A 19,598-nucleotide genomic window follows, 5' to 3' on the forward strand; every position below is an offset into this window, starting at 1 on the left:
ATGATCCGCACGGCCTCGTCCCGGTTCTGCTTGATCCACTNCTGCTCCGGAAGGCGAAAGAGCTCGCTCCCGACGAGCCCGATCTGCTGGACGACGTCGTCGACGCCTGCTCACTCACCGTGAGTAGGCGCCCTCCGGCGTTTTCGGGGCCAAATGTGGTCACGCACCGTATTCGGACGGGCGTTCTTCGTTAAAGAAAGGTCCTTTCCCGACAATTTCGATGGAAAGCCGATCTCCTTTTCGGACGGTGTTCACATCACCGGAACACCCCGGACGGAACGGCGACGGAGCGGCCACGCGCGCCGGGCGGCGAACCGGTTCCGGGCGGACGCGAAACAAAAGACGCTAAATGCGTCCGGATAGGACTCCCGGTCGCGATCGTTTCGGTCATCAATCGTGCGGTGGCGAACATTCCCGCAGCCGTTCCGGAATGTTCCGGGTTTGCGGAACCGATTGCCGGAAGGGCGCGCTTCGGCGTCTTCGAAAAGCTTCGGCCCGGCAGGAACCCCGGGGGTCTCCCGGACGTCCACCGGAGGAGGACGGCATCCGGTCGGGCGACGGCCGGGCCGATATGGGAATCTCGCTGCCGAGGCCATGGCCGGCGTGATAGCTCTATGGCGACCAGGCGAGGGACAAACCAGGAGGATCCAGGCGTGCGGTCACCGACCACAGCGGCGTCCATGCTGGCGTGCGCGGCCGTGCTCCTCGCCGCCTGCAGCAACACCCCACCCCCGCCCGTGGTCAGCTCCTCGGCCTCCCCGGTGAGCACGTCGACCACGAAGACGCCTTCGCAGGTGGTCGTGGGTGTCGACGACGTCCTCGGTGGCTACAACCCGCACAACCTCGCCGACGCTTCCCAGGTCACGTCGGCGCTTTCGCAACTGCTGCTCCCGTCGGTGTTCCGCCCGAAGGACGACGGAAGCTTCGAGCTGGACAAGAACCTGATGAAGTCGGCCGAGGTCGTCTCGCAGCAGCCGTTCACGGTCGCGTACACGATCCGCCCGGACGCCTCCTGGTCCGACAGCGCGCCGATCGCCGCCGAGGACTTCGCCTATCTCCGCGAGGCGATGCGCGACCAGCCGGGCGTCATCGGCGCCGCCGGCTACCGGCTGATCTCGGATATCCAGTCGCGTGAAGGCGGCAAGCGGGTCGAGGTCACCTTCGCGAAGCCGTATCCGGGCTGGCAGACGCTCTTCGGCAACCTCCTGCCCGCGCATCTGCTCAAGGACGCCCCGAACGGGTGGCAGGGCGCGCTGGCGACGACGTTCCCGGCGGTGGGCGGCCCGTACTCGATCAAGGGACTCGACACCGCGCGCGGAGAGATCACCCTGGAGCGCAACGAGCGCTATTGGGAGAAACCCTCCGCCCTCGACCGGATCGTGCTCCGTGCGGCCGATCAGGACGGCACACTGGCCGCCCTGCGCAGCGGCAACGACCAGTTCGCGATGACCAGGACCGACGGCACCGGCCTCAAACGGCTCGGCGAGCTCGGCTCCGCCGTCCAGCTGCACACGGTCGCGCGTCCCACGGTCGCGCAGATCCTCCTGCGGCCGGTGAGCTCGACGCTGTCGGATCCCCAGGTGCGCGAAGGCGTCACCGCGCTGATCGACCGCGGCAAGCTGATCACCGAGGCGACCGACGGCGGCCCGTCCGACAAGCTCCGCGCCGACGCGCAGGTCCGCGTCCCGTCGGCACCCGGTTTCCAGCCGACGATCCCGGCCCCTGGCCCGCCGTCGGCGGCGGATCCCGCCAAGGGCGAGGAACTGCTCAAATCCGCCGGATACACCAAGGAAGCGGGCACCTGGCGGAAGAACGGGAAGAACCTTTCGCTGGTCGTGGCCTCGCCCGCCAAACAGGAGCCGTACGCGACGATCGCCAAGGAGCTGACGGCGCAACTGGTGGCCGCGGGGATCGAGGTCAACGCGATCGCCCCGCAGCCGAGGGAGCTCTTCTCGACGATGCTGGCCATGCCGGTGCTCAACGGGATCCAGCAGACGACGCCGGAGGGCGCGGGCAACGTCGGTATCGACATCGCGGTGATCGGCCAGGTCACCGGCGGTGCGGACGTCGCTTCGGCGCTGGCGTCCACCTTCGGCTGCCGTCCGGATCAGCTCACCGACAAGACCAAGGCCGTCGTCCCGGGGAACCCGCTGGGCTTCTGCGACCCGGCCCTGCAGGCCCCGATCGACGCCGCGCTGACCGGCGCCACCCCGGTGGCCGACGCGCTTTCGGCCCTGGAACCGGAATTGTGGCGTCGGAATGTTGCCATTCCGTTGTTCCAGCTGGCCGATACCCTCGCCATCGGCTCTGGTATTTCCGGAGTAACCGCAGGTCCTCCTATGGTGGGCCCTTTCGGGTCCGCGGTGAACTGGACACGGGGTCCGAAGTAGCCGTTTCGAGTCCGAGCCGGACCCTGGAGGGTGACCTTTCCCGGCACGTTCGAGTGGTGGACTGATTCCTCAAGGTAACCACTGTATTTCTTGATGTCAGCCGCAAGTTACCCTTTGGTCACGATCGCCCCGGAACTGGTGACTGTTCGTGCATTTCCTTTCTAGCGTGCACCCGCAGTGCGCCAAATGAGTGTTGCTTGGCGTGTCATAAGCTCCGGGCCATCTCACCGGAGCGGTGTGGGGTCCTGTTCCGATCTCAGGAACCCAGTGCTAGGAGGGCACACTTCATGAGGAAGTCCAAGGCAGTCTCCGCCTGGTCGCTGGTCGCGGCCTCCGCGCTTGTGCTGAGCGCATGCAGCGGTGGCGACAGCGGCAGTACCGACCCGAACGGGTCGTCGACCGACATCAAGAGCATGGCGACCGGCAAGGCGCAGAACGGCGAAAACTTCAAGCTCGCGGACACCCCGGGGTACGAAGGCACCGTCACGGTGGGTATCGACGACGGGTACTCGGGCTACAACAACGACACGCCTGACACCAACACGTCGTACAACACCTACATCCTGACCGCCGTGCTCGCGGGTGCCGATGTGCTCGACGGCAACAACAAGGTGCTGCTGAACAACGACGTGTTCGACTCCTGGGAGGTCACCTCCAAGTCGCCGCAGACCGTCGTCTACAAGATCAAGCCGAACGTCAAGTGGTCGGACAACGAGGCGTTCGACTGCGACGACATGTACCTGTCGTGGCTGGCGCACTCCGGCAAGGCGAAGACCTCCGACGGCAAGCAGGCCTTCCTCGCCGCTTCGACGACCGGCTACCAGCTGATCAACGAGGCGACCTGTAAGGACGACCTGACCTTCGAGACCAAGTACACCGAGCCGTACCTGGACTACAAGGGTCTGTTCAACTCGACCGCGATCATGCCCGCGCACATCGTCGAGAAGAACTCGGGCGTCGCCGACATCACCAAGCTGACGCCGACCAGCGACGCGGCCCAGCTGGCGAAGGCCGGTGATTTCTGGACCAACGGCTTCAAGGGCTTCAAGGCCGAGAACATGCCGGCTTCGGGTCCGTACAAGATCACCGCGTTCGACGCCAACCAGAAGGCCGTCACGCTCGAGAAGAACCCGAACTGGATCGGTGGCAAGGGTGGCCCCTCCAAGATCGTCGTGAAGGCGATGGAGGACACCAAGGCCATGGCGACCGCGCTGCAGAACGGTGAGATCGACATCGCCGCTTCGACCCAGCCGGACGCCACCGCGGCGAACACCATGAAGGGCCTCGCCGCCCAGGGCATCACCTACGGTTCGGCCTCGCAGCTGACCTTCGAGCACATCGACCTCAACTACAAGCGCATGTTCAAGGACAAGGACCTGCGCAAGGCGTTCTTCGAGGTCGTCAACCGCCAGGAGATCACCGACAAGCTGCTGAAGGAGGTCCAGGCCGACGCGACCCCGCTGAACAGCATCGTGTTCATGCCGGGCGAGCAGGGCTTCAAGGACCTGTACAGCAGCAAGGCCGGTCTGGGCGCCGAGGCCGCGGCCAAGACGCTGACCGACGCCGGCTGGGTCAAGGGTGGCGACGGTATCTTCGCCAAGAACGGCCAGCGCGCGTCGTTCAAGATCTCGCACAACCAGAACACCCGCCGTCAGCAGACCGTCGAGATCATCATCTCGCAGGCCAAGGCCGCCGGTATCGAGATCACGGACGACCAGGACGCCAACTTCCTGAAGGGTGGCCGTCTCGCGGCCAGCGACTACGACGCCGCGCTCTTCGGCTGGTCCGCCGCTCCGTTCAAGGCCGAGCAGAAGTCGATCTACATCACCCGTGTCGACGACAGCAGCCAGAACTACCAGGGCCTGTCGAACAAGACGATCGACGAGTCCTTCGAGGCGGCCGTGAAGGCCACCGACGAGGCCGTTCAGCTGGAGAACTACCAGAAGGCCGACCAGGCGATCGCGGACGAGTACGCGACGCTGCCGCTGTTCCAGACCCCGTCCATGTGGGCGTTCAAGGGCATCGACCGCACCTACATGCAGTCGTACAACGGTGTCCTGTGGAACGTCGGTGAGTGGGAGCAGAAGAAGTAAGGCTTCCGCCCCGCTTTTTCACCACTCGCTTACGCGATCCTGGTGGTACGGGGTCCGGCCACAAGCCGGGCCCCGTACCCGCCGGAAGTAGCTGTTGACCGTAGGGTTACCGCCACTACGGTGGACAACCGGGCAGCGGTCCAGCACTTCGGCGGCCAGGCCCGGATGAGGAGCAGTTCGTTGAACCTGGTGATCTACATTCTTCGCCGTCTGGCGATATCGATTCCCGTCCTGCTGGTCGGGACTTTCCTGTGTTTCGTCATGGTCGCCGGCACCGGTGACCCGCTCGCCGAGATGAAGAGCAACCCGGCCATGAGCAAGGAAGCCATCGCGCAGATGGCTTCGCAGCTCGGCCTCGACCAGAGCATCGTGCCCCGGTACTTCACATGGCTCGGCAACTTCGTCACCGGCGACTGGGGCGTTTCCATCGCACAGGGCAACGCGCAGGCCCCGGTGTTCCCGAAGGTCATGGACGCGTTCGAGGTCACCTTGAAGCTCGTCGTCGGCGCCGAGATCCTCGCGCTCGTCCTCGGCGTCCTCGTCGGTGTGGTCGCGGCGGTCAAGCAGTACTCGATCATCGACTACATCGCCACCACGCTGGCCTTCCTGCTGTTCTCGATGCCGATCTTCTGTGTCGCCATCGTGCTCAAGCGCTACGCGATCGAGTTCAACGGCTGGGTCCGGGACCTGGGACTGTCCGATGTGCTCGGTAACCCGTGGATCCGCACCACGAGCCCGGAATCGCTGAATTTCGACGGTCCAGGCGGTTTCCTGGCGAGTTATGTCGGCGCGTACCTGTTGCCGACGCTGTCCATCATGGCGATCAGCTTCGCCGCGTACAGCCGGTTCCAGCGCGCTTCGATGCTGGAGACGCTGAACGCGGACTACGTGCGGACCGCGCGCGCCAAGGGACTCGCCAACGGCCGGGTCATCTTCCGCCACGCCTTCCGGAACGCGCTCATCCCGGTGACCACGCTGTTCTCCGTCAACTTCGGTGCCGTGCTCTCGGGCGCGATCATCACCGAGACGGTGTTCAACTGGAATGGCATGGGCAAGCTGCTCGTCGAAGCCGTGACCAAGAGCGACACACAGGTGATGATGGGGTGGCTGGTGCTCATCGCCAGCAGCATCATCGTCGCCAACCTGATCGCCGACCTGATGTACGGCATCCTGGACCCGAGGATTCGCGTTGGCTGACTTGAACTCCCTTATCGCGGCGGAAGGTTCCAAGCCCGCCGATGGCACGCTTCCGCCCGAGGCGCTGCCCGAGCCGCAGAGTCAGGGCAAGCTGGTCCTGCGCAAGTTCCTGCGGCACAAGCTGGCGATGATCTGCACGGCGGTCTTGCTGCTGCTCGTGCTCACCGTGCTGATCATGCCGATCTTCTGGCCGTACAGCTACGAGGACAGTTCCTTCCCGTCCTTCGCCAAGCCCAGCGCGGATTACCCGCTCGGCACGACGCAGGTCGGCAAGGAAATGGTGTCGCAGATCCTGCGCGGCACCCAGTACTCGCTGCTGATCGCGCTCATCGTGTCGCTCGTCGCCACCACCATCGGAACCGTTTTCGGTGCCATGGCGGGGTACCTCCGCGGCTTCACCGACTCGGCGATATCCCGCGTGACGGACCTGTTCCTGATCGTTCCGCAGATCGCCGCGGCCGCCATCCTGGCCAAGGTGTTCGGCGGCGGTACCTGGTACATCGTCGCGATGGTGCTGGCGGCCTTCGGCTGGATGCCGATCGCCCGTATCGCCAGGGCCGAGTCGATGTCGCTGTCCCAGCGCGAGTTCGTGGACGCCGCCCGCGCGTCCGGCGCCGGGACGTTCCACATCGTGTTCAAGCACCTGGTGCCGAACATGGTCGGCCTCATCACGGTCAACGCGACCCTCGCGATCGCGCAGGCCGTGCTGATCGAGGCGGCACTGTCGTTCATCGGGCTCGGGGTGCAGCTGCCGGACACGTCGCTCGGCCGGGTCATCCTCGAGAACTACGCGCAGCTCCAGGCGCGGCCGGCGCTGTTCTTCGGCCCGTTCGTCGTGCTGGTGCTGATCTCGCTGACGATCAACTTCATCGGTGACGGCCTGCGGGACGCTTTCGACCCGCGGCAGCGCCGCCAGAAGGCGTAAGGCCCTCTTTAGCGCGTGAAGGCCCCCTTCCCTCGGCTCAGCCGAGGGAAGGGGATCTCGATCCGTTCGTTCGANAGGCCTCCTTCCCTACTTTGAGGGTAGGGAAGGAGGCCTTCACGGAAACGTCAGTCGGCCACCGGGGCCAGCTTGCCCGCCTCCCAGGCCGCACGCCGCTCGGCCTGCAGCACCGGGTCCGCGACCGGGGCGGCCGACAGCAGACGACGGGTGTAGTCCTCGCGCGGCGAGTGCAGCACCTGGTCACGCGTGCCGACCTCGACCAGCTTGCCGTGCTGCATCACCGCGACGCGGTCGGCCAGCAGGTCGACGACGGCGAGGTCGTGGCTGATGAACAGGCAGGCGAACTGCAGCGAGCGCTGCAGGTCCAGGAACAGGTCCAGCACCCGCGCCTGCACCGACACGTCCAGCGCCGAGGTCGGCTCGTCCGCGATCAGCAGCGCCGGGTCGAGCGAGAGCGCCCGCGCGATGGCGACGCGCTGGCGCTGGCCGCCGGACAGCTCGTGCGGGTAGCGGTTGCGGTAGTGGCCGCCGAGCTCGACCTTGTCCAAAAGGGACGCCACGCGCTCGTTCAGGGCCTTGCCCTGCAGGAACTTGTGCAGCACCATCGGCTCGGCGATCGATTCGCCGATGGTCATCTTCGGGTCCAGTGTGGACGCCGGGTCCTGGAACACGATCGAGAAGTAGCGGCGCAGCGGGCGCAGCTCCTTGTTCGACATGTTCGTGATGTCCTTGCCCGCGATCGACACGGTGCCCGCGGTCGGGGTCAGCAGGCGGATCGCGCACCGGCCGACGGTCGACTTGCCGGAACCGGACTCGCCGACCAGGCCGACGATCTCGCCCTTGGCGATGCTCAGCGAGACGTCGTCCACCGCCCGGTTCTTCGCCTGGCCGCGACGGCCGGGGTACTCCAGCACGAGGTTCTTGATCTCGAGCGCGGGCGCGTTCTCCTCGATCACCGCGGCGAGCTCGGAGTCCTCGAGCCGGATCTCCTCGGCGATCTTCGTGGCCTCGTCGCTGTCGGCGGAGATGCCCTCCTCGAGCAGGCGGCGGCCTTCCGGACGCTGGCCGAGCACGGGGACCGCGGCGAGCAGCTTGCGGGTGTACTCCTGCGACGGCGACGCGAACAGCTCGCGCACCGGCGCCTCTTCGACGATGTTGCCCTGGTACATCACGACCACGCGGTCGGCGAGGTCGGCGACGACACCCATGTCGTGCGTGATCAGCACGATCGCGGTGTTGAGGGTGTCACGCAGCTTGCGCAGCAGGCCGAGGATCTCCGCCTGTACGGTGACGTCGAGCGCCGTGGTCGGCTCGTCGGCGATGATGACCTTCGGGTCGCACGAGATCGCCATCGCGATGACGACGCGCTGCCGCAGACCGCCGGAGAGCTGGTGCGGGTACTGCTTGAAGCGCAGCGGCGGGTTCGGGATGCCGACCATCTCCAGCAGCTCGATGGCGCGCTTGTCGGCGGCTTCCTTCGAGATGTCCTGGTGCGAGCGGAGCGCCTCGCGCAGCTGCCAGCCGACGGTGTAGACCGGGTTCAGCGCGGTCATCGGCTCCTGGAAGATCATCGCGACCTGGTTGCCGCGGATCTTCTGGAGGTCCTTCTCCTTGAGGTCGGCCAGGTTGCGGTCGCCGAGGCGGAGCTCGCCCGCGATCCGGCTCGTCTTCGGGAGCAGCCCGAGCACCGACATCGAGGTCACCGACTTGCCGGAACCGGACTCGCCGACCACCGCGACGATCTCGCCCGGTTTGACGTCGAAACCGATGCCCTTGACGGCGTTGACCACGCCCTCGTCGGTCGGGAACGAGACGCTCAGGTCGGAGATGGACAGAACCGAACCCGACACGCCGCCGAGGTCCGACGATGCTGCTTCAGTGCTCACCAAGATGCCCTTCGTGGGGGTACATATGGTCACGGCGCAGTGCCCGTGCCCTACTAATGCGTCCTCGGCGGTAAAGCATGCCTCGGACGTGCGCGAGGATAACCGAGAGTCGCCCGACTAAGGTCGGTGCTCGGGCCTTCCGTTCCCGACACCCTATAAAGGAAAGCGCGCCGTGTTCGAATTAGTCTTCAAGCCGTGATCTCCGATCTGCCCAAATTGCTGCTCGTGCACGCCCATCCGGACGACGAGAGCATCACCACCGGTGGCACCATCGCGCGTTACGCCGCCGAAGGCGCCGAAGTGACCGTTGTCACGTGCACTCTCGGTGAGGAAGGCGAGATCATCCCGCCGTCCCTCGACGGTCTCGGTTCGTGGGCCTCGGACCAGCTCGGCGGCTACCGCGCGGGCGAGCTGGCGTCGGCCTGCGCGGCGCTGGGCGTCACGCGGCACCGGTATCTCGGTGGCATCGGCCGCTGGCGTGACTCGGGAATGGCCGGGACGCCGTCGGCCGCCCACCCGCGCGCGTTCTCCGGCGGCGACCTCGACGAGCAGGCGGCTCAGCTCGCCGAGATCCTCGACGAGGTCCGGCCCCAGGTCGTCGTCACGTATGACGCCTTCGGGGGCTACGGGCACCCCGACCACATCCGTGCGCACGAGGTCACGATGGCCGCGGCGCCGAAGGCCGTGTCGGTCGAGCGGGTCTTCCACACGGTTTCTTCCCGCGACGCCGTCGCGGCGGGCCTCGCCGCGCTGCGCGGGCGCTCCCCGTTCCGGGTCCCCGAAGACGGCGAACTGCCGGTGACGCCGGACGAGACCATCACGACCGTCCTCGACGTCGGCGCGCACATCCCGGCGAAGGCGGCCGCGCTGCGGGCGCACGAGACCCAGGTCAGCGTGCCCGCTCCGCCGCATCTCGCGGATCACTTCGCGCTGAGCAACGACGTCGCGCAGCCGATCATCCCGAACGAGTACTTCGTGCTCGCCCACGGACCGGCCGAAGGCGCCGCGGCCGACCTGTTCGGGGGACTCGCGAAGTGACAGTGCCTTCCGCGCCGCTCACCTCGCGGCAGCGTCTGCTGCTGGCCCTGCTGACCTTCGACGCGTTCCTGCTCGGACTGCTCGAACTGTTCTTCCTGCCGCTCCGGCTCGACGGGATCGTGCTGCCGAAGCTCGGGGACGCGCCCATGCCGGTGACCGTGGTGCTCGCGGTGATCACCACCCCGCTGCTGGTGCGGGCGACCGCGAAAGTGGTGCGGCCCTCCTTTTCGGTGATTCCGCTGCTCGTCTGGGTACTAGTCGTACTCGGAGTGGGCGCGACCGGGCCCGGTGGTGATCTGGTGCTGATACAGGACTGGCGGGCCTTGCTGCTGATCGGCGGCGGGGCGCTGCCGGGAGCACTGGCGCTGGGTGGCGGTCTTGGCAGGGCGGCGAAGGGAGCTAGCAGTGGGTGAAGCGATTTCGGACCGTCAGGTCGTGGCGGTGCTGCGACCTTTCGTCCGCGCCTGCGGGCCGATGGTCGACGCGCTGCGTGACGCGGATCCGTTCGGCCTCCAGGCCAGGGGGCGTCGCCACGAGGACCTCGACGGCGTCGAGCCCGGGCTGAAGGACAAGCTGCTCAACGGGATCACCTCGGTCAAGGTGCCCGGCACCGCGGCGTGGGCCGAGATGTCGAACTACCAGCGGACGGACTGGTGGGTGAACCGGGTCGGCCGGTTCACCGCGCTGATCACCGCGATCCCCGGCCTCGGCGGCGCGCTGGCCGACCGGCTGCCCGTGCAGGACGCGCTCGGCTCGGCGGCGCAGGGGGTGTTGCTGTGCGCGATCGCGGGGGAGTACGGCGTGACCGACGTCGGCGCCCGGGTCCGGCTGATCGCGTGGGTCCTTTTCGAACGCGACATCGATCCGGTGATCGCGGCGGGCAAACACGCCGAACACGACAAGGCCGCCGAAGACGACGAAGCGGCGAAGCTCACCGAAGAGCTCGACGACGCGAAGAAGAAGCACGGGAAGATCACCCTGAAGGCCGCCGCCGGCACGTTGTGGCGACTCGGCCGTGGTCTGCTGGGCATCGTCGACGAACTGGAGAAGCGTCCCCGGGGCCGCCTTTTCCACCGTGCGCTCGGGAAGCTGCCGGTCGTCGGCATGGCAGGCGACTATCTCGGCGAGCGGTCCGGCCTCAAACGCGTCTGGAAGCGGGCGCACGAGTGGTTCACCGCGCACCCTGAGGGCGAGCTCACTTCCAGAACATGAACGCGTCCTGGCCGTACATGGCCGCGAGCTTGAACCCGCCGACGGTGTCGAAGACCGCGAAGGACCCCTGCCACAGCAACGAGCTGGCTCCGGGTACGAGGAACAGCACGGCGAACAGCACGATCGGCGCCCACGGCCGGGCTTTCGCGCCGAACTCGCGCGCGCCGGGCGAAAGGTAGGGCTCGATCGCGCCCCAGCCGTCGAGGCCGGGGATCGGCAGGATGTTCAGGATGAACGTGACGATCTGAAGCAGCGCCAGGAACGAAAGTCCGATCACTAGTCCGCTCGCCATCGGCACGAGCGCGACGACGAGGGTCAGCAGGACACCGACACCGAGGTTGCTCAGCGGGCCGGCGAGCGACACCCACGACTGGACGCCGCGTGACCGCAGGCGCCCGTGTTCGATCCACACCGCGCCACCAGGCAGCGGGATGCCGCCGATGAAGAGGAATACCAACGGCAGGATGATGGACAGTGCCGGATCCGTGTATTTCCGGACGTCCATGGACAGGTAACCCTTGTGGGCGACGCTGTGGTCGCCGCCGCGGAACGCCACCATCGCGTGACCGAACTCGTGCAGCGTCAGTGACGCGACCCAGCCGCCGGCGACGAGCAGGACGACGCCGGTGATGATGAGCGGGTCGTACTCCTGGCTGGAAATCGTCGTCGTGTCACCGAAAGCCGCCAGTACACCGCCCAGGACGGTGACCGCGAGGATGCCGAGGAAGATCGGGCTTGGCCGCACTGCTGATCTCTGCACCCCTCCAGTCTTCCGTATGCCCGATGTGAAGTTCTCGGCGTGTCCCCTTGCGCTTCTACGCGCGGGTATCCCCCGAACTCGCTACTCCGCTTGACCTGACCGCACTACACGGGTGTAATCACAGTGATGTCATTCGTCGCTGGAAGGGGGCGGCGGATGGTGTTTCAACACCGCCAGCCTGGGGAGTGCGTGGACAGCGAGGAGGCGGACGTGCGGTTGGAAGCAGATGGAAGGGAATGGGGGCAAGTCGTGGGTTGGGGTGAGGTCCCGGAGCAGCAACTGGGCGATCTCACCGAGCTTTTCGACGATGCCTCCGCGGAAGAGCAGGACTGGCAGGAACGGGCCCTCTGCGCGCAGACGGACCCGGAGGCGTTCTTCCCCGAGAAGGGCGGCTCCACCCGTGAAGCCAAGCGGATCTGCCTCGGTTGCGAGGTCAAGGACGAGTGCCTCGAGTACGCCCTCGCGCATGACGAGCGGTTCGGTATTTGGGGCGGGCTCTCCGAACGTGAGCGTAGGAAACTGAAAAAGCGAGCTGTGTGACGGCGATCTCCGGTGGCCTGTGCGCGCCGGAGATCGCTTACGCCCGCTTCCACATAGTGGGGCCACCAACGGGTGACAGGGTCGCGTCGTAGGGTGGCGGCACTCGACTTCGCCGCCACATCTGGAGTGCCCGTTGTCCCGCACTGCCGCGTCACCTGTGTTGCGCACGGTCCCCGTTCTGGCCATTGTGGTCTGTCACGACGGCGAGAACTGGTTGCCACTGGCGCTTTCCGCGCTGCGGCGCAGCGGGGTCCGGCCGCGGCACGTCCTCGCGGTCGACACCGGATCCACCGACGGGACGGCGAAGATCCTCGCCGACGCGGCGTCCGTCGGCGAAGCGCCGGTCTTGGACGGAATCCTCACACTTTCCCGTGATGTCGGCTTCGGCGCCGCCGTCGGTGAGGCCGTCGAGCACGCCGTCGAACGCTGGGGTGATCCCGGTGGCTGGCTCTGGCTGCTGCACGACGACTGCGCGCCGGAACCCGACTGTCTCGAAAACCTGTTGGCAGCGGCCGAAAACGAGCCCGAGGCGACGGTGCTCGGCCCGCTCGCGGTCGACTGGAGCGACCCGCGGCTCATCGTCGAAGCCGGGTTGTCGACCGACTCCATCGGCCACCGGCAGCAGATCTCACCGGACGAGAACGACACCGCCGTGCTCGCCGTGCCGAGCGCGGGATCGCTGGTGCGGCGGGAAGCTTGGCACGAACTCGGCGGCTACGATCCGCGCTTTCCCTTGCTGCGCGAGGATCTCGACTTCGGCTGGCGTGCCAACGCCGCGGGCGGCCGCGTGCTTTCGGTGCCGGCGGCCCGGCTCCGGCACGCTCGCGCGCTCAGCACCGGACAGCGCGAACCGGGCGCCCTCGGTCTTTCCCTCGCGACGGCGAACCGCGCGCACGGGCTGCGCGTGTTCCTCGTCAACTGCTCGCCACTGTCCTTTTGGTTCGGTCTTTTTCGAATTCCGCTGTTCGCGGTGCTGCGGGCGCTCGCGTTCCTGGTGCTGCGGCGTACCGGCGAGGCGGGCGCGGAGCTCGGGGCCACCTGGTACCTGCTGCGCGGCCGCGGCGGACTGCGCGCGGCCCGCGCCGAACGCCGGAAGAGCGATCGGCCGGGCCACGTCCGCGGGTTGTTCACCGGCCGGATGACGCGGGTGCGCAACGCGGTGCGCGCCGGTGTCGTCGGTCTCGTCCGGCGTGGCGTGGAACGGGATTTCGCCCTCGGGACGGTGCCGGAGAGCGTCGATCAGGGAGGGGCCTGGATCCCGCCGGAGGCGGTGAAGGCCGGACAGGATCGCCCGGTCGGTCCCGGCGCGCTGCCCGCGGGGGCGATGCGCGGTGTCGGCTCGCGGGGGACGGGGCTGCGGCGGCCCAGCGGGGTCGTCGCGGTCGCGATTCCCGAAAAGCCCACGGCTCCGGAGGAGGGGCCGAAACCGTCGCCGGTGCCCCGGGACGGCGGGCGGCGGCCGGAACCGGAACTCGTGTTCGTCGAGGTGGACCGGAAACGCGTCCTGGGCGCGACCGTGTTCGCCCCGCCGGTGATCATGCTCGTGGTGCTGACGGCCCTCGCCTTCGTGATCAACGGTTCCCGGCTCGGGCTGGACCTTTTCGGCGGGAAGCTGCTGCCGGTCGGCGGGCTCGGCGAGATCTGGTCGTCGTATCTCGCGCCGTGGCACGCGATCGCGGGCGGGACGGCGAGCCCCGCGCCCGCGACGTTGCCGGTGCTGGGCACGCTCGGCGCGATCTTCACACCGATCGGCGGGCCGGCGGCACTGGTCGCGATCCTGCTGATCGGTGACATCCCGCTCGCCGCCCTGAGCGCGTACGCCGCCACTCGGCACCTTCGCGTGCGTCGCTGGGTTCGGGCCGTCGTCGCGGCCGCGTACGGCGTGCTCCCCGCGGCCACCGCTTCGGTCGCGCAGGGGCGGCTCGACGTCGTCGTCGTGCATCTGCTGCTGCCCCTGGTGATCGCGGGCATCGTCGGGCTGCTCGTCCGCGCGGACTCGCGATGGCTGCACGTTTCCGCGCTGAGCGCGATCGGGCTGGCGCTGATCGGCGCCTTCTCACCGCTGGCGCACGCGCTGGCGCTGGTCGGGTTGCTGATCGGGTTCGTGGTGCTGCCGTCGCCGACCGGGCTCGCGCGGCGGATCGCTTCGGTCGGCATCGTGGTGTTCCTGCCGCTGGCGTTGCTGCTGCCGTGGCCGAGTGTGCTGCTGCGGCATCCGGAACTGCTGCTGCACGGGCTCGGTGGCGGTGCCACGGCCGCGTCCGGGGCCGACCTCGCCGGACTGGACCCGGGCGGTCCCGGTGCCTGGCCGATCGGGGTGGCGCTGGTCGCCGCCGCGATCGTCGCGCTGGTGGTCCGGCCGTCGAAGGGCGCCGGCGGCGGTGCCGCGGTCGTCGTGCTGGGTGTGCTCGGGCTCGTGGCGGTGCGGTTCGTTGCCGTGACGCCGATGTCGGGCGGCGCGCACGCGACCGGATACGCCGGGGTGCCGTTGCTGGTGATCAGCGCCGGTCTGTTGTGGACGGTGCTGGCGACCTGGCAGCGAGGCGGATCCGGGGTCGATCCCGCGCCGTGGCTGGCGAAGGTGACGGCCGTGGCGGGGGTGCTAGTGCTGCTGGCGCTGGCGACCGGTGCGGTCGTCGCCGGACGGGAAGGGCCGTTGCGGGCGGGCGAGCGTCCCTCGCTGGCTCCGGAGGTTTCCGCGGAGCTGGCTTCGAGTGGCCGCTCGGTGCTGGTGATCGGTGACCTCGCCCGGCAGACCGGTGGGCGGTTGCCGACTTTCGGCGACGACGAGTTCGCGCCGACGCCGGGCAGCGCCGATCGGCTCGCCACGTGGCGCCGGGACCTCCTGCGAGGCTCGCCGGACGCCGTCAAGCAGGCCTTCGCGGCCGCTTTGGCCTCGGGGGTCTCGTATGTCGTCCTGCCGAGCGGCGCGGACGGCGGTGCCTTTGTCGAACTCGCGCGTGACCTGGTCGCCCCGGCCGCACCGACCTCGGACGGGCGTCCGGTGCTGCGCCTGCTGCCCGCCGGCGGGCAGGTGGCGCTGATCTCGCCGGAACTGGCTCAGGCGGCCGTGACCGGGAAGGGCGCGCCCGGAGCGTCGCCCGGGGTGGCGCCGGTGCAAGCCGGGCTGCCGGACGTGCGGGTGCGCGTCTCGGAAGGACCGACCGGGCGGCTGCTCGTGCTGGCCGCGGAGTTCGAGGCGGGCTGGCAGGCGAGCGTGGACGGCAAGGCGGTGCCGATCGTGCGGGCGTGGGGGCATCAGGTGGCGGTCTCGGTTCCGCCCACGCCGTCGGAGGTCGTGGTGGAGCACCAGGGGACCACGCGGAACCTGTTGCTGCTGGCGCAGGTGGCCGCGGTGCTGTTCACGCTGCTGACGGCCGTTCCTACGCGGAGGCGTTCTTCGGTTTCTTGAGCGCTTGTCTCGGTCCTGCTTGCGCTTCTGTCCGCTGCGCTTGGGGCTCGTTGTCCTGAAGGCCTCGGGTCGCCGGGCTTCCGCCGCTGGGTTTGGGCTCGGATGTCCCCAATGTGGCATTTGGGTCGCTCAGCGTCCCCACCGACCCATTGGCGACATCGCCTCCGACGGTAGGCCCGGTCGTCACGGCTCGGGGTTCCCAATGTCGCATTCGGGTCGCTCAGCGTCGCAAATGCGACATTGGGAACCCTCCGGCCCTCTCCAAGACGCCGAACCCTGAGTTGTCCACAGCGCCTTCCCCTTGTGGACAACTCGGCGCTCCAGCGCCGTTTCCGCAGGTCCCGTCGCCGCGCCCGCGATACACTGGGCTGGGGACGCCCCCCAGGGAAGGGCGGGGGCTGGGGTGCGGAGGTGAGGGTTATTCGCCTTCGATGACGTCGGGTTCGACGCCGAGGTAGCCCGCGACCTGTTCGACGAGGACGTCGTGGACGAGTTCCGCGAGTTCGCCGGGGTCCTTCGCGCGCGCTTCGAGTGGGCGGCGGTAGAGGACGATGCGGGCCCGCGTCGGGAGGCCGGCGCGGTCGACGCCGGCGGGCACGAGCCGCGAGAGCGGAACGGCGCCGTCGTGCAGCACGCCGTCCACTCCGGTCGGTGCGCCATCCGAGCGAACTTCGGGGACGTCGTCGACGGCGACGTCGAGCTTCGTCAGCTCGTGCCGCCAGCGCGCCTCGATCGGTTCGAGCGCGTCCAAAACCAGCGCGTCGAACCTTTCCGCCCTGCTAGCGGCGGCGGGAAGGGTCGACGGATACAGCGCTCCGCGCAGGCCCCGGCCGTGCCGGTCCCGTCGCATCCGCCGTCGCTGTCGGGAATCACGAGCCGTCGCCACGCACCGAAGGGTACGCGCTCGGCGATTCAAAGCGCGTGTCGCCGGTACGACCGGCCCGCGACGCGCTATCGTTCTCGATCGTGCGGAGCGTACGAAAGTGTTCGCGAACGGGTTGTCTCGAGCCCGCTGTCGCCACGCTCACGTATGCCTACAGTGATTCGACAGCCGTGGTGGGCCCACTGGCCACCGCGAGCGAGCCGCACTCCTATGACCTCTGCGAGGCGCACGCCCTCCGGCTGACCGTGCCCAAGGGCTGGGAAGTCGTCCGGCACGAAGGGGCCTTCGCCGCCCCGGACCCGTCCGCCGACGAGCTGACCGCGCTGGCCGAGGCCGTGCGCGAGGCGGGCCGGTCCGACAAGCCCGCGCCCGAGCCCGAACCCGAGGGCCCCTCGGGCAGGCGTGGCCACCTGCGCGTCCTGCCCGGCCGCGCCTGACGCGAGGGCTCGCCGGTAGGCTTTCGAGCGCGCCAGAGGGCGTTGTAACGAGACTATTGGCGGGGAGCAGGCGTGCCAGACCTTTCGGGCATCGTGAAGGCCTACGACATTCGCGGCGTGGTCGGTGAGCAGCTGGACGCGGCACTCGTCCGCGACCTCGGATCGGCGTTCGCCCTGTTGATCAAGCCGGAGTCCGACTCCGTGGTGATCGGCCACGACATGCGCGACTCCTCGCCCGAGCTGTCCGCCGCGTTCGCCGACGGCGTGACCTCGCAGGGCCTCGACGTCGTGTCGATCGGCCTCGCCAGCACCGACCAGCTGTACTTCGCGTCCGGGTCGCTCAACCTGCCGGGCGCCATGTTCACCGCCAGCCACAACCCGGCGAAGTACAACGGCATCAAGCTGTGCCGCTCGGGCGCCGCCCCCGTCGGCCAGGACTCCGGCCTCGCGGAGATCCGCGACACCGTCGAGCAGGGTGTGCCCGCCTTCGAGGGCCAGCGCGGTTCGGTGACCGAGAAGGACGTCCTCGCGGACTACGCGGCGTACTTGCGCAAGCTCGTCGACCTCTCGGGCAGCCGTCCGCTGAAGGTCGTCGTCGACGCCGGCAACGGCATGGGCGGCTACACCGTTCCGACGGTTTTCGCGGGCCTGCCCATCGAGGTCGTCCCGATGTACTTCGAACTCGACGGCAACTTCCCGAACCACGAGGCCAACCCGCTCGACCCGAAGAACATCGTCGACCTCCAGGCGAGGGTGCGCGAGGAAGGCGCCGACGCGGGCCTCGCCTTCGACGGCGACGCGGACCGCTGCTTCGTCGTCGACGAGCGCGGCGAGCCGGTCTCGCCGAGCGCCATCACCGCGCTGGTCGCGATCCGCGAGCTGGAGAAGGAGCCGGGCGGCACCATCATCCACAACCTGATCACGTCGAAGGGCGTCCCGGAGATCGTCGCCGAGCACGGCGGCAAGCCGGTGCGCACCCGGGTCGGGCACTCGTTCATCAAGGCCGAGATGGCCAAGAGCGGCGCGATCTTCGGCGGGGAGCACTCCGCCCACTACTACTTCCGCGACTTCTGGCGTGCCGACACCGGCATGCTGGCCGCGCTGCACGTGCTCGCCGCCCTCGGCGAGCAGACGGGCCCGCTGTCCGAGCTGACAGCGGAGTACTCGCGCTACTCGGCTTCCGGTGAGATCAACTCCACCGTCGACGACCAGGTCGCGCGCATGATGGCGGTCAAGGACGCGTTCGGCGCCCGCGACGGCGTCGAAATCGACGAACTGGACGGGCTCACCGTGCAGCTTCCCGGCGGCGGCTGGTTCAACCTGCGTCCGTCCAACACCGAGCCGCTGCTCCGCCTGAACGTCGAGGCCGCCGACGCCGAGGCCGTCCGGGCACTGACCGAAGACGTATTGGCGATCGTCCGTGGGTAACGAATGTGTCGTGAAAACGCACATAGAGACGTCCCACAGGTAGGGAGTAACCATGGCCGTCACGTTCGACGCACAGTTGCTGGAGATCCTGGCCTGCCCGTCCCCCGATCACGCGCCGCTGCGGCCGGGGACGACGGCCGACCCGGAGGCCGACGCGCTGACCTGCACGGAATGCGGTCGCGTGTATCCGGTCCGTGATGGAATCCCGGTACTGTTGCTGGACGAAGCCACCGAGCCGACGACCCCGGATGGCGCCCATGCCGACGGTCCCTGACGAGTCCCTGCTCGACGATCCCGCGAGGCTGGCCGAGGCCGACACCGCGGGGCTTCTCCGTGCCGCCGCCATGGCGGGCGCCCAGGTCCGGGCGACCGCCGAAGCCGCGGCCGAACTCGAGCTGAGCGATCGCCTGGACGTCGGGCGCCCGCGCTCGCTCGTGCTGATCGACCGGCCGGGGGTCAGCCGGACGCTGACCCGGCTGGTCGCCGCGCTCCTGACCCCGTCGTGCCCGGTGCCGGTGGTCGTCGCCGAGGTGGTGCCGAGCTGGATCGGCGCGCTCGACGTGGTCTTCGCGCACACGGACGACGCCGGTGACCGCGAGCTGGCCGCCTCCCTGGAACGCGCCGCCCGGTTCGGGGCGACCGTCGTGCTGTCCGCGCCCGGCGAAGGACCCGTCGCGGCCGCCGTCGCGGGCAAGGGGCTGCTGCTCGCGCCGAGGCTCCCGGTCCCGCCGGAGATGGCGTTCCCGCGCGGGCTCGCCGCCGCCCTGCTCACCGCGAACGCGCTCGGCCTGCTGGTGGCCGACCTGGAGCAGCTCGCGGACCAGCTCGACGCGGAGGCCGAGAAGGATTACCTGGCCAGGGATTCGTTCGCGAACCCGGCCAAGGCGATGGCGCTGAAGCTGGCCGAGCGCCAGCCGCTGCTGTGGGGGCTGGACCCGGTCGCGGTCGCCGTCGGCGAGCACGCGGCCCACGCGTTCGCCGCGCACGCCGCCGTCGTCTGTGACGTGGAGGACTACCGCCAGGCACTGGCCAGGCCCGCTTTGCGGCGGGCGGCGTTGTCCGGCGGCGTGGATCGCGATATTTTCGCGGACCCTGAGGAGGGGGACGGCGCGACGCCGAGGGTGCTGCTCCTCTCGGTCCGGACCGGGCCCGCCGCGGAGGCGGCCCGCTATCAGGCGGAAGACCTGCTGCCCGGCGGCGACGTGATCGCCCCGGCCGAAGAGATCGAAACGGACGAGATCGTGCGTGCGGCCGTTCTCGCGCTGCGTTTCGAGCTGGCCGCGGTCTATCTGGGGCTGGCCGTCGGCAGCATCGGCGGCGCCGGGAGGTACACGCCTGCAACGGCGTGAGTCCCGAGCGCGACGTAAGCAATGAGGGCC

General features: G+C 68.7%; 16 protein-coding genes. 13 read left to right on the plus strand and 3 right to left on the minus strand.

Annotated features, from left to right (window positions below):
* Positions 1 to 680: 680 nt before the first annotated feature.
* The 4 genes from LCL61_RS13430 (at position 681) to LCL61_RS13445 (ending at position 6,605) form a co-directional block, all read left to right on the plus strand.
* A complete protein-coding gene (locus LCL61_RS13430; protein WP_340688569.1) occupies positions 681 to 2,390 on the plus strand; it encodes an ABC transporter family substrate-binding protein in 1,710 nt (569 codons plus the stop codon).
* A 287-nt stretch (positions 2,391 to 2,677) separates the two neighbouring features.
* Positions 2,678 to 4,483 (plus strand): ABC transporter family substrate-binding protein, encoded by a 1,806-nt coding sequence (locus LCL61_RS13435; protein WP_340687135.1) that lies wholly within the window; start codon positions 2,678 to 2,680, stop codon positions 4,481 to 4,483.
* 180 nt (positions 4,484 to 4,663) lie between these two features.
* Positions 4,664 to 5,680: an ABC transporter permease gene (locus LCL61_RS13440; protein ID WP_034305904.1), complete on the plus strand. Its 1,017-nt coding sequence runs from the start codon at positions 4,664 to 4,666 to the stop codon at positions 5,678 to 5,680.
* On the plus strand, positions 5,673 to 6,605 hold the full coding sequence (locus LCL61_RS13445; protein ID WP_425342000.1) for an ABC transporter permease: 933 nt from the start codon (positions 5,673 to 5,675) through the stop codon (positions 6,603 to 6,605). Before LCL61_RS13440 ends, LCL61_RS13445 begins: the two co-directional genes overlap by 8 nt.
* A 125-nt stretch (positions 6,606 to 6,730) precedes the next feature.
* Here the strand turns inward: LCL61_RS13445 and LCL61_RS13450 are convergent, their stop codons facing one another.
* Positions 6,731 to 8,509 carry an ABC transporter ATP-binding protein gene (locus LCL61_RS13450; RefSeq protein WP_340687136.1) on the minus strand — a complete coding sequence of 593 codons (1,779 nt, stop codon included), beginning with the start codon at positions 8,507 to 8,509 and terminating at the stop codon, positions 6,731 to 6,733.
* Positions 8,510 to 8,704: 195 nt separating this feature from the next.
* On the opposite strand from LCL61_RS13450, the gene mshB reads away from it, so the two are divergent.
* Genes mshB through LCL61_RS13465 form a run of 3 tightly spaced genes read left to right on the plus strand, consistent with a single transcriptional unit; the run spans position 8,705 to position 10,759 of the window.
* On the plus strand, positions 8,705 to 9,547 hold the full coding sequence (mshB, locus tag LCL61_RS13455; protein ID WP_340687137.1) for an N-acetyl-1-D-myo-inositol-2-amino-2-deoxy-alpha-D-glucopyranoside deacetylase: 843 nt from the start codon (positions 8,705 to 8,707) through the stop codon (positions 9,545 to 9,547).
* On the plus strand, positions 9,544 to 9,960 hold the full coding sequence (locus LCL61_RS13460) for a hypothetical protein (RefSeq protein ID WP_340687138.1): 417 nt from the start codon (positions 9,544 to 9,546) through the stop codon (positions 9,958 to 9,960). The genes mshB and LCL61_RS13460 overlap by 4 nt, the downstream gene beginning before the upstream one ends.
* On the plus strand, positions 9,953 to 10,759 hold the full coding sequence (locus LCL61_RS13465) for a hypothetical protein (protein ID WP_340687139.1): 807 nt from the start codon (positions 9,953 to 9,955) through the stop codon (positions 10,757 to 10,759). Before LCL61_RS13460 ends, LCL61_RS13465 begins: the two co-directional genes overlap by 8 nt.
* Here LCL61_RS13465 and LCL61_RS13470 read toward each other — a convergent pair.
* Positions 10,743 to 11,504, minus strand: coding sequence for a site-2 protease family protein (locus LCL61_RS13470; RefSeq protein ID WP_340688571.1), 762 nt, complete (start codon positions 11,502 to 11,504; stop codon positions 10,743 to 10,745). The genes LCL61_RS13465 and LCL61_RS13470 overlap by 17 nt on opposite strands.
* 171 nt (positions 11,505 to 11,675) lie before the next feature.
* Between LCL61_RS13470 and LCL61_RS13475 the strand changes: the two genes are divergently transcribed.
* Both LCL61_RS13475 and LCL61_RS13480 read left to right on the plus strand, forming a co-directional pair.
* A complete protein-coding gene (locus LCL61_RS13475) occupies positions 11,676 to 12,059 on the plus strand; it encodes a WhiB family transcriptional regulator (RefSeq protein ID WP_007028952.1) in 384 nt (127 codons plus the stop codon).
* Between the two features lie 133 nt (positions 12,060 to 12,192).
* Positions 12,193 to 15,471, plus strand: a complete 3,279-nt coding sequence (locus LCL61_RS13480; protein ID WP_340687140.1) for a glycosyltransferase family 2 protein — start codon at positions 12,193 to 12,195, stop codon at positions 15,469 to 15,471.
* Positions 15,472 to 15,889: 418 nt separating this feature from the next.
* Here LCL61_RS13480 and LCL61_RS13485 read toward each other — a convergent pair whose 3' ends face one another.
* Positions 15,890 to 16,321, minus strand: a complete 432-nt coding sequence (locus LCL61_RS13485) for a metallopeptidase family protein (RefSeq protein ID WP_007028954.1) — start codon at positions 16,319 to 16,321, stop codon at positions 15,890 to 15,892.
* 116 nt (positions 16,322 to 16,437) lie between these two features.
* On the opposite strand from LCL61_RS13485, the gene LCL61_RS13490 reads away from it, so the two are divergent.
* The 4 genes from LCL61_RS13490 to LCL61_RS13505 all read left to right on the plus strand — a co-directional run bounded on the left by LCL61_RS13490 (position 16,438) and on the right by LCL61_RS13505 (position 19,568).
* Positions 16,438 to 16,791, plus strand: coding sequence for a DUF3499 domain-containing protein (locus LCL61_RS13490; protein ID WP_073848429.1), 354 nt, complete (start codon positions 16,438 to 16,440; stop codon positions 16,789 to 16,791).
* Positions 16,792 to 16,863: 72 nt separating this feature from the next.
* Positions 16,864 to 18,219 carry a phosphomannomutase/phosphoglucomutase gene (locus LCL61_RS13495; RefSeq protein WP_340687141.1) on the plus strand — a complete coding sequence of 452 codons (1,356 nt, stop codon included), beginning with the start codon at positions 16,864 to 16,866 and terminating at the stop codon, positions 18,217 to 18,219.
* 52 nt (positions 18,220 to 18,271) lie between these two features.
* Positions 18,272 to 18,493: a Trm112 family protein gene (locus LCL61_RS13500; RefSeq protein WP_240599820.1), complete on the plus strand. Its 222-nt coding sequence runs from the start codon at positions 18,272 to 18,274 to the stop codon at positions 18,491 to 18,493.
* Positions 18,477 to 19,568, plus strand: coding sequence for a hypothetical protein (locus LCL61_RS13505; protein WP_340687142.1), 1,092 nt, complete (start codon positions 18,477 to 18,479; stop codon positions 19,566 to 19,568). Before LCL61_RS13500 ends, LCL61_RS13505 begins: the two co-directional genes overlap by 17 nt.
* Positions 19,569 to 19,598 lie beyond the last annotated feature (30 nt).

The organism is Amycolatopsis coloradensis (assembly GCF_037997115.1).
In the GTDB taxonomy this organism is placed as follows: Bacteria; Actinomycetota; Actinomycetes; order Mycobacteriales; family Pseudonocardiaceae; genus Amycolatopsis; species Amycolatopsis coloradensis_A.